This window comes from Mycobacterium sp. NGS56, assembly GCF_059812425.1.
Genome location: NZ_JCALCQ010000010.1, coordinates 144,067 through 156,913, shown reverse-complemented (window position 1 = coordinate 156,913; position 12,847 = coordinate 144,067). Strand labels below are relative to the sequence as shown.

Sequence of the window (12,847 nt, the reverse complement as noted above, 5' to 3'; positions counted from 1 at the left end):
CGCGCTGGGGTGATCGGTCGACGCGCCTACCGGTCACGGTCCCCCGGCGCTCTCGGGGCGGCGGCCCAGAGGCAGCAGGCGGTGGTCGCGTGTGAACACCAGCCGTACGATGCCCATCGCGACGACCACGGTGGTCGCCGCAACCGAACCCAGGATCAGAAACATCACCACGGCCTGCACCAGCACGGCCTGCAGCGGGGGCACCCCGGCGAGGATGAGACCGGTCATGGCGCCCGGCAAGAACACCAGGCCGGTGGCCTTGGTCGTTTCAATCTGCGGAGATATCCCCGAGCGCAAGGCGATTCGCAAATACGGCGACGCGGCCTGCCTCGACGGCTGTCCCAGCGCGAGGCGCGCTTCGACCTCGTCGCGCTTGTCGCGCAGCTCGTCCACCAACCGCCGAGCCACCAGCACCATTGCGGTCATCGAGTTGCCGATCATCATCCCGGCGATCGGCACCAGGGTGCGCCCCTCTAGCGGGAACACCCGCAGACCGAAGATCACCCCCAGCGTCACCAGCGCCGCGCCTGCGAACGCGGCCACGGCCAGCGGCGCGAAACGCGGCACCTCCGGCGCCCTGCGGCGGGCGACATCCCCGGCGTAGGCCACCATCCCGGCGACCCAGGCCCACGACCACCACAGCGACCGGCCCGGTTCGAACAGCAGCGTCAGCGCCCCGCCGACGAGCAGCAGCTGCACCAGTGCGCGCGCCGCGGCCCAGACCAGCTGGCGCTCCAAACCCAGCCGCCGCCACAGTGAGATCCCGGCCGCGAACGCCACCAGGATCAGCGACGTCGCCAGGCCCACCCAGCCGACTTGTCCGTTCACCACGCCACCGAACCGCCGCCGGGCTTGGAACCGACCGGGCCCAGCCCTAGACTGCGGCCGGATTCCAGGCGCAACACCCGGTCGGCCGCCCTCTGCACCTGCGCCCAGTCGTGGGTGACCCAAAGGGCCGGGGTGCCGTCGGCGGCCAGTTCGCGGACAGCGCGCTCAATGACCTCGGCGGCCTCGGTGTCGACGGCGGAGGTGGGTTCGTCCAGCAGCAACACCCGGGGCTGGGCCATCAGGGTGCGGGCCAGGCACACACGTTGCGCTTCGCCGCCCGAGAGTTCGGCCACGTCACGGTCCAACCACGATCCGGTCAGCGCCACCCGCGCCAACGTTTCCCGCATCCGCGTATCGGATGCATCCGGGTCGGCGGCCCGCAGGTTGTCGGCAACCGTGCCGGGAAATGGCGTCGGACGCTGGAAGCACATGCCCACCCGGCGCCGCAGCCACAGCGGGTCGAGGCCGGCGATGTCCGACCCGTAGAAACAGGCCCGCCCGCTCGTCGGCAGCTCCAGCCGATTGCACAGCCGGAGCAGGGTCGATTTGCCCGCGCCCGACGGTCCGAACACCGCCGTCACACCGTGCCCCGGAATGGCGGCGGTCAACCCGTCGAGGGCACGCAGCCCCCGGCGTTCCACGACGACATCAACGAACTCGAACACCACGTCGTTATCGGCGTCCTGATCGGCCACCTGCTTATCCTGCATCACCGCGGCGAGGAGTCATCGTGGCTTCGCGAGCGGCGCGGCGAGTCCCTGCAAACCAGCCATAACTGCTCCTAGAGGCCGTTAGCTGGTGAGACGGCCTGCGGCCGGTCACGCCCGTCGCCTACAGTTAAGTCATGCCTACAAAATCTGATCCTGGCGAAATCGGCGATGTCGAGCCGGTGGCCGACGACACTGCGAGCCAGGCCAGGCGGGTAGTGGCGGCGTACGCCAACGACGCCGACGAGTGCCGGGTGTTTCTGTCCATGCTCGGTATTGGACCGGCGAAACTCGACGCGTAGATGTCTCCCGGGGGAGGACGAAGCTCGAAGGCAGCGGAATTCGGGAACTCCGACTTCGTCGTGGTGGCCAACCGCCTGCCGGTGGACCAGGAGCGGCTGCCCGACGGCACCACCGCATGGAAACGCAGCCCCGGCGGACTGGTCACCGCCCTCGAGCCGCTGCTGCGTCGCCAACGTGGGGCGTGGGTCGGCTGGCCCGGAATCGTCAACGAGGAGACCGATCAGGACGGCGAGCCCATCGTCCAGGATGAGCTGGAGCTTCGGCCCGTCAAGCTGAGCGCCGACGACGTCGCCCAGTACTACGAGGGTTTCTCGAACGCCACGCTGTGGCCGCTGTATCACGACGTCATCGTCAAGCCGATCTACCACCGCGAATGGTGGGAACGCTACGTCGCCGTCAACCGCCGCTTCGCCGAAGCCACCTCGCGCGCCGCCGCAGAAGGCGCGACGGTCTGGGTGCAGGACTACCAGCTGCAGCTGGTCCCCAAGATGTTGCGCGACCTGCGGCCGGACCTGACCATCGGCTTCTTCCTGCACATCCCCTTCCCGCCGGTCGAGCTGTTCATGCAGATACCCTGGCGGACCGAGATCGTCGAGGGGCTGCTCGGCGCCGACCTGGTCGGATTTCATCTGGCCGGCGGAGCACAGAACTTCCTGTTTCTGGCCCGGCGGCTGATCGGTGTCAACACCTCGCGCGGGGCGGTGGGCGTGCGGTCACGGTACGGCGAGGTCGAACTCGAGTCCCGCGTGGTTCGGGTGGGCGCCTTTCCGATCTCCATCGACTCCAGTTCGCTCGACCAGGCGGCCCGTCACCGCGACATCAGGCGACGCGCCCGTGAGATCCGGGCCGAGCTGGGCAACCCCCGCAAGGTACTGCTCGGCGTCGACCGGCTCGACTACACCAAGGGCATCGACGTTCGGCTGAAGGCTTTTTCGGAGCTGCTAGCCGAAGGCCGCGCCAAGCGTGACGACACGGTGCTGATTCAGCTCGCGACACCCAGCCGCGAACGGGTCGACAGCTACCAGCAGCTGCGCAACGACATCGAACGCCAGGTCGGCCACATCAACGGCGAATATGGCGAAGTCGGGCATCCGGTGGTGCATTACCTACACCGGCCGGTCCCCCGCGACGAACTCATCGCATTCTTCGTCGCGGCCGACGTCATGCTCGTCACCCCGCTGCGCGACGGGATGAACCTGGTGGCCAAGGAGTATGTCGCCTGCCGCAGCGATCTCGGCGGTGCGCTCGTCCTGTCCGAATTCACGGGCGCCGCCGCCGAACTGCGGCAGGCGTATCTGGTCAATCCGCACGACCTCGAAGGCGTCAAGGACACTATCGAGGTTGCGCTCAACCAATCCACCGAAGACGGACGACGCCGGATGCGGTCACTGCGCCGCCAGGTCCTCGCTCACGACGTCGACCGCTGGGCGAGGTCGTTCCTCGATGCGCTCGCCGAATCCCGGCCCGGCGACGCCGATTAGCGCCCACGCGCAACAAGCCATGGTGCTGGCGTCCAAACGCTGTGATACTCAGATGCAGCGTCGAGCGTGAAGGAGAGGAATCACATGAAGCTCCGTCACGGGATGGCCGCGGGGGCCGGCATCTGCACGGCCGTCGCGGTCGGAATCGCACTGCAATCTTCTGAACCGGCCAAGGCGGTCGGACCTCCGGCGGACGGCACCTACAACTTCAACGAGGCTGGCGTGTCAGGGGTCAGCTGGACCATCTCGGCGCTCTGCGATCAGCCCTCGGGCACCCGCAACATGAACGACTATTCCGACCCGATCGTGTTCGCGATGAACTGTGCGCTGAACATCGTGAGTTCGACGCCTGAGCAGATCAGCGCGGCCGACAAGCAGCAGAACTTCAGCGGCCGGGCCCGGATGTCGGGCATGCTATGGACTTTCAAGGTCGACAAGCCCGATGGTGTGGCATGTCCAGGCGGGGGCTCCGGCCCCTCCACCGATACCTTTGCGTTCAGCGACGAGACGATGAGCGGCACCCACACCACGCTGCATGGCGCGGTGTGCGGGTTGCAGCCGGGAATGAAGAAGGAACCGTTCTCGCTGGCGATGGCCGGCCCGCCACCCAGTCCGATTAATCGTTACCCGTTGTACTGCAACGGCATTGCGATGTGCTACTGACTTCGGCCCGTGGGGCTAGATCGGCGTGATGTAGGCGATCAGCCACTGCTTGCCGATCTTCTTGAAGTCCACTCGCAGCCGGCTGCCGTCGTACAGCGGCTGGCGTGACTTGTCCGTCACGGTCCGGTTCATGAAGACCATCACCGATGCCGATTCGCGTTTGGCCGACATCACCCCCACACCAACGACATTGGCCTGCACGACCACTTCGCGTTTCTTGGCCTCGGGGATGATCTGGTTGTTGGCGCTCTTCTGAAACTCCGCGCGATAGTCCGGGGTCAGCAACGGATACGCCGCCGAGAGGCTCCGCTCGACCGTCTGGTAGTCGTAGGCGAAGACCTCCGGAATTTCCTTAGCCGCCAACCCGGGCAGTACCGCGCGCGCCGCCTGCTCGCCGCGAGTCTGCACCCGGTCCCAGTACATCCAGCCGCCCACCGCGGACAACCCGACGAACGCCACGGCCATGAGATAACCCGCGACGACCAGCAGCCAACGCCGCCATCGCATCAATTACCCCCGTCTGGGTATTTCAGGTCATAGCCGGTCATCTTCCCGGCCTCGTCTTCGTGCACGATGACCCGCAAGCGATAGGGCATGGACGGCTTGTTGACCCCGTCGATGTCGGCGACGGTGACGCGCACCGAAACCAGCACCGACGCGTTATCGGTAACGGCGTCAACGCCCTCCAACGCCGCGCCGTTGATGACGGCCTCCGACGTCGCATTGGTTGAGCGGAACAGCCCCTTGAGGTTCTCGACATTGTTGTTGGCGCCGAGCATGCCGCGCAGCGGGCCGCTGGTGCCGTTGACGAACCGGTTCACGCTCTCGTCGATGTTGTCCTGCTTGTAGCTGAACATGTTGACGACCGTCTGGGTGGCGGTGTCGACGAAACGCTGATTGCGGCCCTGTTTGGCGTCGGCGTCCCGCTGCTGGCCCCACATGAACGCCACGCCCCCGGCCAGCGCCCCGACCGCCAGCAGCGCCGCAGCGAACGAGATCCAGCCAACCAGGACACGGTGCGGCCGCCGCCGCGGCGGCGGCTTGATGGACTTGAGAGTTTTGACGGGTTTCGCTGGCTGCTTCGCCGCGACCGGCACCGCGGTTTGAACTGTGACGTCCCGGGCCGGCTCACCCTTGGCCGGGCCCGCGGCACGCGAGGCTCGTCGACGAACGCGCGGCGTGGTTGTCTGTTCGTCTGCCACGGCAGGGTCCATTACACGGTCCATTACAGAGGCCTTGGATCAAGCATGAGGTCTACCCAATTCTCGGCGCCGGAGGTCCCGGTTGCGCCGGCCGCGAAGATACCAGTGCCACCGGCCGGATCGATAAACGCGCCGGTCTGCTGGTCATAGGTGGCATAGGCCGGACCACTGGCCTGCGGCTGTCCACCGGGCGGCGGCCCCCACGGCTTTTCCGGCCCCGGACCGGCCGGCGGCGGGCTGATGCCCTCCGGAGCCGGTGGCGGGGGCAGCCACTTCGGGTACGGAAGCTGGGGCGGCACCGGGGGAATCCCGGGCGGCTGCCAGGACGTGAAAGGCGGTGGCGGCCCGTTGTTGTTGGGTGGCGGCGGATCGTAGGCCGGCTGCTTGTTCGGCAACGGCCCGGGCCCCGGCGTGACGCCCGGGGGCGGCGGCCCGACGATGGGCGTACCCGGATCGGGTTCAGCGCCCGGCGGGATATACGGGAAGTGGTTCGGCGGCAACACGTTCAAGCCGTTGGTGACCGGAGTGTCGTACGGCACCGGCGGACCGCGCCACGGGTTACGACCGACCGGCACATAGCCCTTCGGGTCGCGACACAGCTGAATCGTCGGGGCGCGTTTTCCGGGGAACTCCTGACACGGGTAGTTCCGCGCGCCGCGCACGGTACTGGGGTCGTTTTGCGCCGTCTTGCAGTACATGTCCTTCGGCAGCTCGCGGACCGTCTCGTCGGCCGGGGTGCGCATCAACGGCGGCGGCAGGAAGCCGACGGCGCACGGCGGCGGGTCGTTGAGGTCGAGCTTGAAGTCCAGCTTGGCGCCTTCGTCTTGCGGGCTGCCGCCCGCTGCGGTGGTGATCGCCGCGAACAACGCGGGCAAGACCACCAGCAGCTGCTCGATCGACTTGTGGTAGATCACTCCCACCCGGCCGAGATTGGCCAGGCTGGCGGCCAGGGCAGGGAAAGAGGGGCGGATGCCGGAGAACGCGGTGCTGGCCTCGTCGGTGGCGCCTGGGGCGGTCGCCAGGGTGTCGCGAAGCTGCGGGTCGGCCTGCCGAACCTCGGAGGTGAACCTCGCCAGCCCGTCGGACAGCGACTTGATGTCACCGCCGGCGCGAATCTGAGCCTGCAGGAACGGGCCAGCCTGGTCGATCAGCTGCGACACCTGCGGATAGTTGGCGTTGGCCTCGTCCACCAACAGCCGGGCGGACTCGAAGAGCCGGGCCAGCTCCGGACCCGAGCCGTTGGCCGCGATGAACGTCTCGTGCAAAAGCTCACGCAACCGGGTGTCGCCCAGGCTGTTGACCAAGGTCTCCGCGCGCTTCAACAGGTCGGCGACGTCCCGGCCAATCCGGGTGTTCTGCCGCTGGATACGAGATCCGTTGTGCAGCTTGCTTGTCGCCGGGGAACTCGGGGGCACCAGGTCGATGTACTGCTCGCCGACCGCCGACACGCTCTTGACCGTGGCGGTGACGTTCGACGGGATGGCAGTGCCGCTGTTGAGCCGCATGTCGGCGATGACCCCGTTGGGGCTCAAACCCACCGACTCGACGCGGCCGACGGCGACGCCCCGGTAGGTGACGTTGGCGTTCTTGTACAGGCCGCCGCCGGCAACGAAATCGGCGCTCACGCCGTAGGTTCCGATGCCGAATGTCGCGGGCAGCCGCAGGTAGAAGATCGCCATCACGGTCAGGGTGATCACGGTGATCACCGCGAAGATCGCCAGCTGGATCCTGGTCAGTCTGTCGTGCATCTGCGCCCGCCCCCTACTGTCCTGAAGCCGTGCCGGGCGGAATCTTGAACGGGTCCGCGGCCTGTCCGGACAGATTGGCCATCTCGCCGGTCAAGAAGTCCGGCGGATTGAGGATCTCGTTCATGTGGGCCATGTTCGGATCGAAATACGCCGTGGTGAAGAAGGTTTCACCGAGGCGGCGCAGGGTGAGGTCGAAGGTGCTGAAGACGTTGAGGTAGTCGCCACGCACCGCCTGCTTGATGCCGAAGTTGGGGAACGGGAACGTCAGCAACAGTTGCAGCGAGGTGACGAAGTTCCTCCGGTTGTCGTTGAGCGCCTTGACCACCGAGTACAGGTCCTTCAAATCGGCGGCGAAGTCCACTTTGGTCTTTGCCAGGATGTTCGACGTGACATTCGCGAGTTTGTGCAGCGCACCGAAGGCCTCGACGATGTGGTCGCGATTCTTGTTCAGCACGCGAATCGCTTCGGGCAGCGTGTCCAGCGCCCGGCCCAGGTTGTCCTTGTCGTGCGCCAGGGCCGCGGAGAATCGGTTCAATCCGTCTACCGCATCGATGATGTCGTTAACCTGGCGGTTCAGTCCGGAGGTCAGTTCCGCGAGCCGGGGAACCAGGTCGACGAACTGATCCTGCCGCCCGGCGACCGCACGATAGGTCTCATCGGTGATCTCTTCCAGGGCACCGACATTGCCCTTGTTCACCACCACGCCGAGCGCCGACAGCACTTCTTCGGTGGTGGGATAGCGACCGGTGTTGGCCTCCGCGATCTTCGACCCGTCCTTCAGCTTGCCGACGGCCGGCTTGTCCTTCGGCCGAGCCAGGTCGATGTGCATCGAACCGAGCAGCGAGGTCTGTGCGACAGTCGCGGTCGAGTTCGCGGGCAACACGACGTTCTTGTCGAGCGCCAATTTCACTGCCGCATAGAATGATCCGTCGGCCCGCTGTTCGGCCGAGATGCCGGCGACACTGCCGACGGTGACGTCGTCCACCATGACCGGAGAGTTCTGCGGCAGCGTCGCGACGTCGGGCAGTTCGACGGTGATCGAGTAGGCGCCGCTGCCGTGGCCGGCGGTACCGGGCATCGCCAACGAGTTCAATCCGTTGAATTGGCAGCCGGCCAGCAGCACGGCGCCCGTCGCCAACGCGCTGGCGCGCAACCACATCCGGTTCATCCGCCACCCCCCAAGTCGGCCGCCGGGCCGGCGGGCCCCTGGCTGGGAGGCGGACCCGGCCGCGGACCAAACGCGCTTCCGGGAGCGGGGCCCGGCGCCGGTGCGGCGCCGGCCGGGGCCGGTTGGCCCGGCGCGGGAGCGGCCTGCGGGGCCGTCGGGACCAGCAGGGCTTGCAGATCCGCCGGGTTCTGAGCGGCCGGCTGCGTCTGAGCACCCTTGGCCGGGATCCAGGTCAGCTGCGGTACCGGGGTGGCCGCCTTGGCCTGTGTCTCCGGAGTGTCGTAGATGATCTGGCCCTTGTACGCCGTGATCGTGTTCAGCGGGTGGAACATCAGCGGCGGGTAGTTCACGGTGAGCCGGCGCAGCACGGGTCCCAGCCGCTCACGGCAGAGTTCGGCGCGCTTGAAGTAGTCGGGTGCCCGGGGTCCGCCGGCGGTCTCAAAGGATCCACCGCAGATGAACTGCACGGGGTTGGCGAATTCGGGTATCGACAGCAGGCCGTTCAGCGTGCCCTGTGCGGGGTCATAGATGTTGTAGAAGTTGGCGATACCCGGGCCCGCCACGTGCAGCACCTGCTCGATGTTGTCGCTCTGGTCGCTCAACGTCTTCGCCAAATCGTTGAGGTTGTTGACCGTATCGATGATCGTCGAGTTGTTTTCGTGCAGGAAACCCCGGATGTCCGACAGCGCTACGTTGAGGGTGCCCAGCGTGGTGTCGAGGTGGCGCGAGCTGTCGGCGAGCACTTGTGATACCGAGGCGACGTTGCCGGCGAACTGGACGATCTGCTCGTTGCTGGACGAGAGCGCGTTGACGACCACCTGTAGGTTTTTCACCGTGCCGAAAATGTCGCCGCGCGAATCCCCCAGCCGCCCAGCGGCTTGCGAGAGCTCACGCAAGGCGTTGTGAAACGACTCGCCCTTGCCGTCGAAGGTGTCCGCGGCCTGGTTGATCGCCGCGCCCAACGGTCCCTGCATCGATCCGGCCGTGGGGCCCAGTTGCACGGCCAGCTGGGTCAGCGACTCCTTGACCTCGTCCCACTCCACCGGGACCGCGGTGCGGTCCGGGCCGATGCTCGCACCGTCGGCCAGCACCGGGCCGCCGGTGTACGCCGGTGTCAGTTGAATGAACCTGGCCGCCACCAGGTTTGGCGATATGATGATCGCCTTGGCGTCCTTCGGGATCTTCACGTCCTTGCTCACCGACATGGTGATCTTGACGTCGGACGGCCGGGGATCGATCGTGTCGATGGTGCCGACCGGGACACCGAGGATGCGGACCTGGTCACCGGGGTACAAGCCGACTGCAGAGGCGAAGTAGCCGACGATCTTGCGGTTATTCCCTTGTGACGTCAGCACATACACGCCACCCACCAGCACCGCGACAAGCGCGATGATGGTGGCGTAGCGCAGCCCCCGGCTGCCGAGGATCCGCTGCATCATGGTGACTTCGGCCTGATGATCCAGCGTTCCTGAATCAGGCCGCGCAGGTAATCTGCGAGGCTGGCAGGCATCTTGCCGGGCTGGTAGAAGAAGTCGAACATGGTGGCAAGCAGCGGTGCCGGGATCACGCCGTAGACGTTGACGTTGAATCCGGGGCCCGAACCAACCACCTCACCCAGCTCGGTGGCGTAGGTGGGCAGCCGCTTGAGGGCCTCGGCGATGTAGTCGCGGCGCTCGTTGAGGTTGGACAGCACGTCGTTGAGTTTGTTCAGAGCCGGTCCGAATTCCTTGCGGTTGTCGGCGACGAAGCCGGAGATCTGTGTCGAGAGGCCCTGGATCCCCGAGATCAGCTGGGCCAGGGCGGCCCGTCGTTCGTCGAGGGCCGCGAACAGCTCGTTGCCGTCATCGACCAGTTTGTTGACCTGCTCGGCGCGTTGGGACAACACGCCGGTGACCGACTTCGCATGCGCCAGCAGGCTTTGCAGCGCCTCGTCGCGGCGGTCCAGGGTGCGCGACAGGGAGGTCACGCCGTCGAGCGCACCGCGCAGCTGCGGGGTGGCGTCGTGCAGCGTGTCGGTCAGTACGTTCAACGCCTTCTCGAACTGCGGCTTGTCCAGGTTGTTGGCGTTCTGCCCCAGATCCTCGAGCGCACCGGCGAGCGTGTACGGCGTCGTCGTGCGGCTGAGCGGGATGGAGGTCGCCTTGCCGCCACCGGCCGGGGTCACCGAGATGGACCGCTCACCGAGGATGGTATCGGTGCGGATCGAGGCCAGCGACTGGTCACCGACGGCGACGTGACGGTCGACGCTGAAGCTGATTTTGGCGCTGTCGCCGGCCAGACCCACCGAGGACACCTTGCCGACCTTGAAGCCCGAAACGTAAACGGCGTTGCCGGGATTGATGCCGCCGGCGTCGGTGAAGTAGGCGTCGTAGATCTTGCCCTGCGGCCAGAACGGTAGTCCGGCGTAGCCGAACGCAATGAGCACTACACACACCACCAACACCACGCCGAAGATGCCGGTGCGCAGTGGGTCGCGCTCATGCCTTGCGTTACTTGACAAAAGAGCACCTCCCCTTGCTGGGATCCACCTGGCCACCAAGCGGTAGCAGGATGTCGCTGCCGGCCGGGCCGTTGATCTTGATCGTCACGGAGCAGAAATAGATGTTGAAGAACGACCCGTAGGCGCCCAGCGCGGCCAGCCGCAGATAGTCCTCGCCCAGCTGCTCGATGTCGTTGTTCACCTCCGCCTTGCGGTTGTCCAGTTCGGTCGCCAGCGGGCGGGTGTTCTCCAGGATGCCTTGCAGTGGACGACGCGAATTCTTCAGCAGTTGCGTCAGATCCGTCGTCGTCGACGCCAGCGGTGGGATGGCACCGGCGATGTCGTCCTTGTGCTGGGCCAGCCCGGTGATCAGTTGTTGCAGCTGGTCGACGCTGGCCGAGAATTGTGCGCTGCGTTGGTCCACGGTGGTCAGCACCGTGTTGAGGTTGTTGATCACGTCACCGATGAGCTGGTCGCGCTGGCCCAGCGCCGAGGAGAACGCGCTGGTGTCGGCCAGCACGTTCGACAACGCCCCGCCCTGGCCCTGCAGCAACTGAATGACCGCGCTACTGATGGTATTGACCTTGTCGGCGTCGAGACCTTTGAGCACCGGTCGCAGTCCACCCAGCAGCGCGTCGAGATCGAGTGCGGGCTGGGTGTGTTGGCTGTTGATGGTTCCGCCGGCCGGCAACTTTCGCAGCTCCCCGGGGCCCGACGTGATCTCTAAGAATCGATCGCCGACCAGGTTTTCGTAGCGGATCACCGCGCGCGTGGATGAATAAAGGGTGTAGCGCTTGTCGACCCCGAACTTCACGTCGATGGTGTTGTCGGGGTTGAGCTTGATGCCCGACACCGCGCCGACCGGAACTCCGGCGATCCGCACCTTCTGCCCGGACTTCAGCCGTGACACGTTGGTGAACGTTGCGTGGTAGGTGCTTTCGGGGCCGAAGCGGAAGTCGCCGAATACCACCACCAGCCCCGCGGACACCAGCAGCATGGCCACCGCGAAGATGCTGACCTTGGTCATCATCTCGCGATGCGACGGCATCCCCGAGGCTGCCATCAGAAGTCGTCCCGTTCCGCGAAGGCGCCGTGGAACAAGAACTGCAGCGTGGAGGGCGCGTCGAACTGCAGCTCGGTGAACGGCTCGTAAGGGATGTTCGCGTTGTCGGTCACCAGGAATGGCGCCCGGTAGAACGATCCGCCGGTCTGCTTGGTCGGGATGTCGGGCAAGCCGCGGCAGTTCGGTCCGCCGGACGCGTTCACGATCGGCAGCGATTCCGGATAGGTGTACGACGGCGCGCCCAGCACGAAGCTCGACGAGGTGAACAGGCCGGCCTTGCGAACCCCGAGCAGCGGGGCGAATTCCTTGATGCCACGCTCGATTCCGGCGAACAGACAGCCGAATTCCGGCGAGTAGTCTGCGGCCACCTTGAGCGGGGCCCGCAGCCGGTTGATGGCGTCGATGAAGTCCTGTTCGGCCGGCGCCAGGGTGTCATAGGCGTTGTTCGACAGCCCGATGGTGGCCAACAGCGTGCTGTCGAGGTTCTTTTGCTGGTCGACGACGGTCTTGTCGATCGTCGGCAGGTTGTCGACCGCGGTGGTCAGGTCCGGCGCGGCGTCGGCGTATACGTTGGCCACCACCGCGGTCTTGCGGAAGTCCTCCTGTAGCGCGGGCAGCTTCGGATTCGCCTGGCGCGTGAGCGTGTTCAAGCCCGACAGGATGCCGCCCAGGTCGTCGCCGTGGCCGCGCAGGCCTTCCGCGAACGCGCTCAGCGTGCCGTTGAGTTCCACGGGGTCCACCTTGTGCAGGAGGTCCATCAACGACTGGAACAACGTGTTGACTTCCAGCTGCACCGAAGAGGCCGCCACGTGTGCATCCGGACGGAGCGAGGTCGGCGATGGAGCCTGCGGCGCAATGAATTCCACCGCCTTGGCACCGAAGATGGTGTTACCCGCCAGGCGCACCGTCGCGTTGGACGGGATGAAATGCATGTCGTCGCTGTTGATGCCCAGCGTCAGCCGCGCCTGGTCACCGGAATAGTCGATGGCTTCGACCTTGCCGATCTGGATGCCCCGGTATTTGACCTTGGCGCCCTTCTCCATCACCAGCCCGGCGCGGGGCGCCGACACCGTGACGGTGTCGATCGATGCGAAGGCGGCTGTGTAGGAAAGATAGGTCAGCACAGCGAAAGCCACCAGCAGGCCGGCCAGTACCGCTGCTGCCAGCCGGACGGTTGCGCGTCGCGCGTCTGTGTCTGCCATGTC

General features: G+C 66.2%; 13 protein-coding genes. 3 read left to right on the top strand and 10 right to left on the bottom strand.

What is annotated here, in order from left to right:
* Window positions 1-33: 33 nt before the first annotated feature.
* Both AC5Y4F_RS21050 and AC5Y4F_RS21045 read right to left on the bottom strand, forming a co-directional pair.
* A complete protein-coding gene (locus AC5Y4F_RS21050; RefSeq protein WP_067938672.1) occupies window positions 34-828 on the bottom strand; it encodes an ABC transporter permease in 795 nt (264 codons plus the stop codon).
* Complete coding sequence (locus AC5Y4F_RS21045) at window positions 825-1,538, bottom strand: ABC transporter ATP-binding protein (protein ID WP_067938623.1); 714 nt, start codon at window positions 1,536-1,538, stop codon at window positions 825-827. Before AC5Y4F_RS21045 ends, AC5Y4F_RS21050 begins: the two co-directional genes overlap by 4 nt.
* Window positions 1,539-1,672: 134 nt before the next feature.
* On the opposite strand from AC5Y4F_RS21045, the gene AC5Y4F_RS21040 reads away from it, so the two are divergent.
* The 3 genes from AC5Y4F_RS21040 (at window position 1,673) to AC5Y4F_RS21030 (ending at window position 3,982) form a co-directional block, all read left to right on the top strand.
* Window positions 1,673-1,837 carry a hypothetical protein gene (locus AC5Y4F_RS21040; protein ID WP_007772513.1) on the top strand — a complete coding sequence of 55 codons (165 nt, stop codon included), beginning with the start codon at window positions 1,673-1,675 and terminating at the stop codon, window positions 1,835-1,837.
* The gene (locus AC5Y4F_RS21035) at window positions 1,838-3,319 is read left to right on the top strand and encodes an alpha,alpha-trehalose-phosphate synthase (UDP-forming) (RefSeq protein ID WP_067938625.1); all 1,482 of its coding nucleotides are present in this window, start codon (window positions 1,838-1,840) and stop codon (window positions 3,317-3,319) included.
* An 84-nt stretch (window positions 3,320-3,403) separates the two neighbouring features.
* A complete protein-coding gene (locus AC5Y4F_RS21030; protein ID WP_067938627.1) occupies window positions 3,404-3,982 on the top strand; it encodes a hypothetical protein in 579 nt (192 codons plus the stop codon).
* 15 nt (window positions 3,983-3,997) lie between these two features.
* Here the strand turns inward: AC5Y4F_RS21030 and AC5Y4F_RS21025 are convergent, their stop codons facing one another.
* The 8 genes from AC5Y4F_RS21025 to AC5Y4F_RS20990 are packed head-to-tail and all read right to left on the bottom strand — an operon-like array spanning window position 3,998 to window position 12,844.
* Complete coding sequence (locus AC5Y4F_RS21025) at window positions 3,998-4,489, bottom strand: mammalian cell entry protein (protein WP_067938630.1); 492 nt, start codon at window positions 4,487-4,489, stop codon at window positions 3,998-4,000.
* The gene (locus AC5Y4F_RS21020) at window positions 4,489-5,196 is read right to left on the bottom strand and encodes an Rv1363c family protein (RefSeq protein WP_067938632.1); all 708 of its coding nucleotides are present in this window, start codon (window positions 5,194-5,196) and stop codon (window positions 4,489-4,491) included. Before AC5Y4F_RS21020 ends, AC5Y4F_RS21025 begins: the two co-directional genes overlap by 1 nt.
* Window positions 5,197-5,207: 11 nt before the next feature.
* Complete coding sequence (locus AC5Y4F_RS21015; RefSeq protein ID WP_499998294.1) at window positions 5,208-6,932, bottom strand: virulence factor Mce family protein; 1,725 nt, start codon at window positions 6,930-6,932, stop codon at window positions 5,208-5,210.
* A 13-nt stretch (window positions 6,933-6,945) separates the two neighbouring features.
* Window positions 6,946-8,100: a virulence factor Mce family protein gene (locus AC5Y4F_RS21010; protein WP_067938636.1), complete on the bottom strand. Its 1,155-nt coding sequence runs from the start codon at window positions 8,098-8,100 to the stop codon at window positions 6,946-6,948.
* On the bottom strand, window positions 8,097-9,539 hold the full coding sequence (locus AC5Y4F_RS21005; protein WP_067938638.1) for a virulence factor Mce family protein: 1,443 nt from the start codon (window positions 9,537-9,539) through the stop codon (window positions 8,097-8,099). Before AC5Y4F_RS21005 ends, AC5Y4F_RS21010 begins: the two co-directional genes overlap by 4 nt.
* Window positions 9,536-10,600, bottom strand: coding sequence for a virulence factor Mce family protein (locus AC5Y4F_RS21000; protein WP_499998291.1), 1,065 nt, complete (start codon window positions 10,598-10,600; stop codon window positions 9,536-9,538). The genes AC5Y4F_RS21005 and AC5Y4F_RS21000 overlap by 4 nt, the downstream gene beginning before the upstream one ends.
* Complete coding sequence (locus AC5Y4F_RS20995; RefSeq protein ID WP_067938642.1) at window positions 10,590-11,642, bottom strand: virulence factor Mce family protein; 1,053 nt, start codon at window positions 11,640-11,642, stop codon at window positions 10,590-10,592. Before AC5Y4F_RS20995 ends, AC5Y4F_RS21000 begins: the two co-directional genes overlap by 11 nt.
* Window positions 11,642-12,844, bottom strand: a complete 1,203-nt coding sequence (locus AC5Y4F_RS20990; RefSeq protein ID WP_067938644.1) for an MCE family protein — start codon at window positions 12,842-12,844, stop codon at window positions 11,642-11,644. Before AC5Y4F_RS20990 ends, AC5Y4F_RS20995 begins: the two co-directional genes overlap by 1 nt.
* Window positions 12,845-12,847: the final 3 nt, after the last annotated feature.

What these genes read in the sequence shown, in the direction of transcription:
- AC5Y4F_RS21045 (WP_067938623.1), bottom strand. Translation starts at nt 1,538, where the DNA reads ATGCAGGATAAGCAGGTGGCCGATCAGGACGCCGATAACGACGTGGTG.
- AC5Y4F_RS21040 (WP_007772513.1), top strand. Translation starts at nt 1,673, where the DNA reads ATGCCTACAAAATCTGATCCTGGCGAAATCGGCGATGTCGAGCCGGTG.
- AC5Y4F_RS21035 (WP_067938625.1), top strand. Translation starts at nt 1,838, where the DNA reads ATGTCTCCCGGGGGAGGACGAAGCTCGAAGGCAGCGGAATTCGGGAAC.
- AC5Y4F_RS21030 (WP_067938627.1), top strand. Translation starts at nt 3,404, where the DNA reads ATGAAGCTCCGTCACGGGATGGCCGCGGGGGCCGGCATCTGCACGGCC.
- AC5Y4F_RS21025 (WP_067938630.1), bottom strand. Translation starts at nt 4,489, where the DNA reads ATGCGATGGCGGCGTTGGCTGCTGGTCGTCGCGGGTTATCTCATGGCC.
- AC5Y4F_RS21020 (WP_067938632.1), bottom strand. Translation starts at nt 5,196, where the DNA reads ATGGACCCTGCCGTGGCAGACGAACAGACAACCACGCCGCGCGTTCGT.
- AC5Y4F_RS21015 (WP_499998294.1), bottom strand. Translation starts at nt 6,932, where the DNA reads ATGCACGACAGACTGACCAGGATCCAGCTGGCGATCTTCGCGGTGATC.
- AC5Y4F_RS21010 (WP_067938636.1), bottom strand. Translation starts at nt 8,100, where the DNA reads ATGAACCGGATGTGGTTGCGCGCCAGCGCGTTGGCGACGGGCGCCGTG.
- AC5Y4F_RS21005 (WP_067938638.1), bottom strand. Translation starts at nt 9,539, where the DNA reads ATGATGCAGCGGATCCTCGGCAGCCGGGGGCTGCGCTACGCCACCATC.
- AC5Y4F_RS20995 (WP_067938642.1), bottom strand. Translation starts at nt 11,642, where the DNA reads ATGGCAGCCTCGGGGATGCCGTCGCATCGCGAGATGATGACCAAGGTC.
- AC5Y4F_RS20990 (WP_067938644.1), bottom strand. Translation starts at nt 12,844, where the DNA reads ATGGCAGACACAGACGCGCGACGCGCAACCGTCCGGCTGGCAGCAGCG.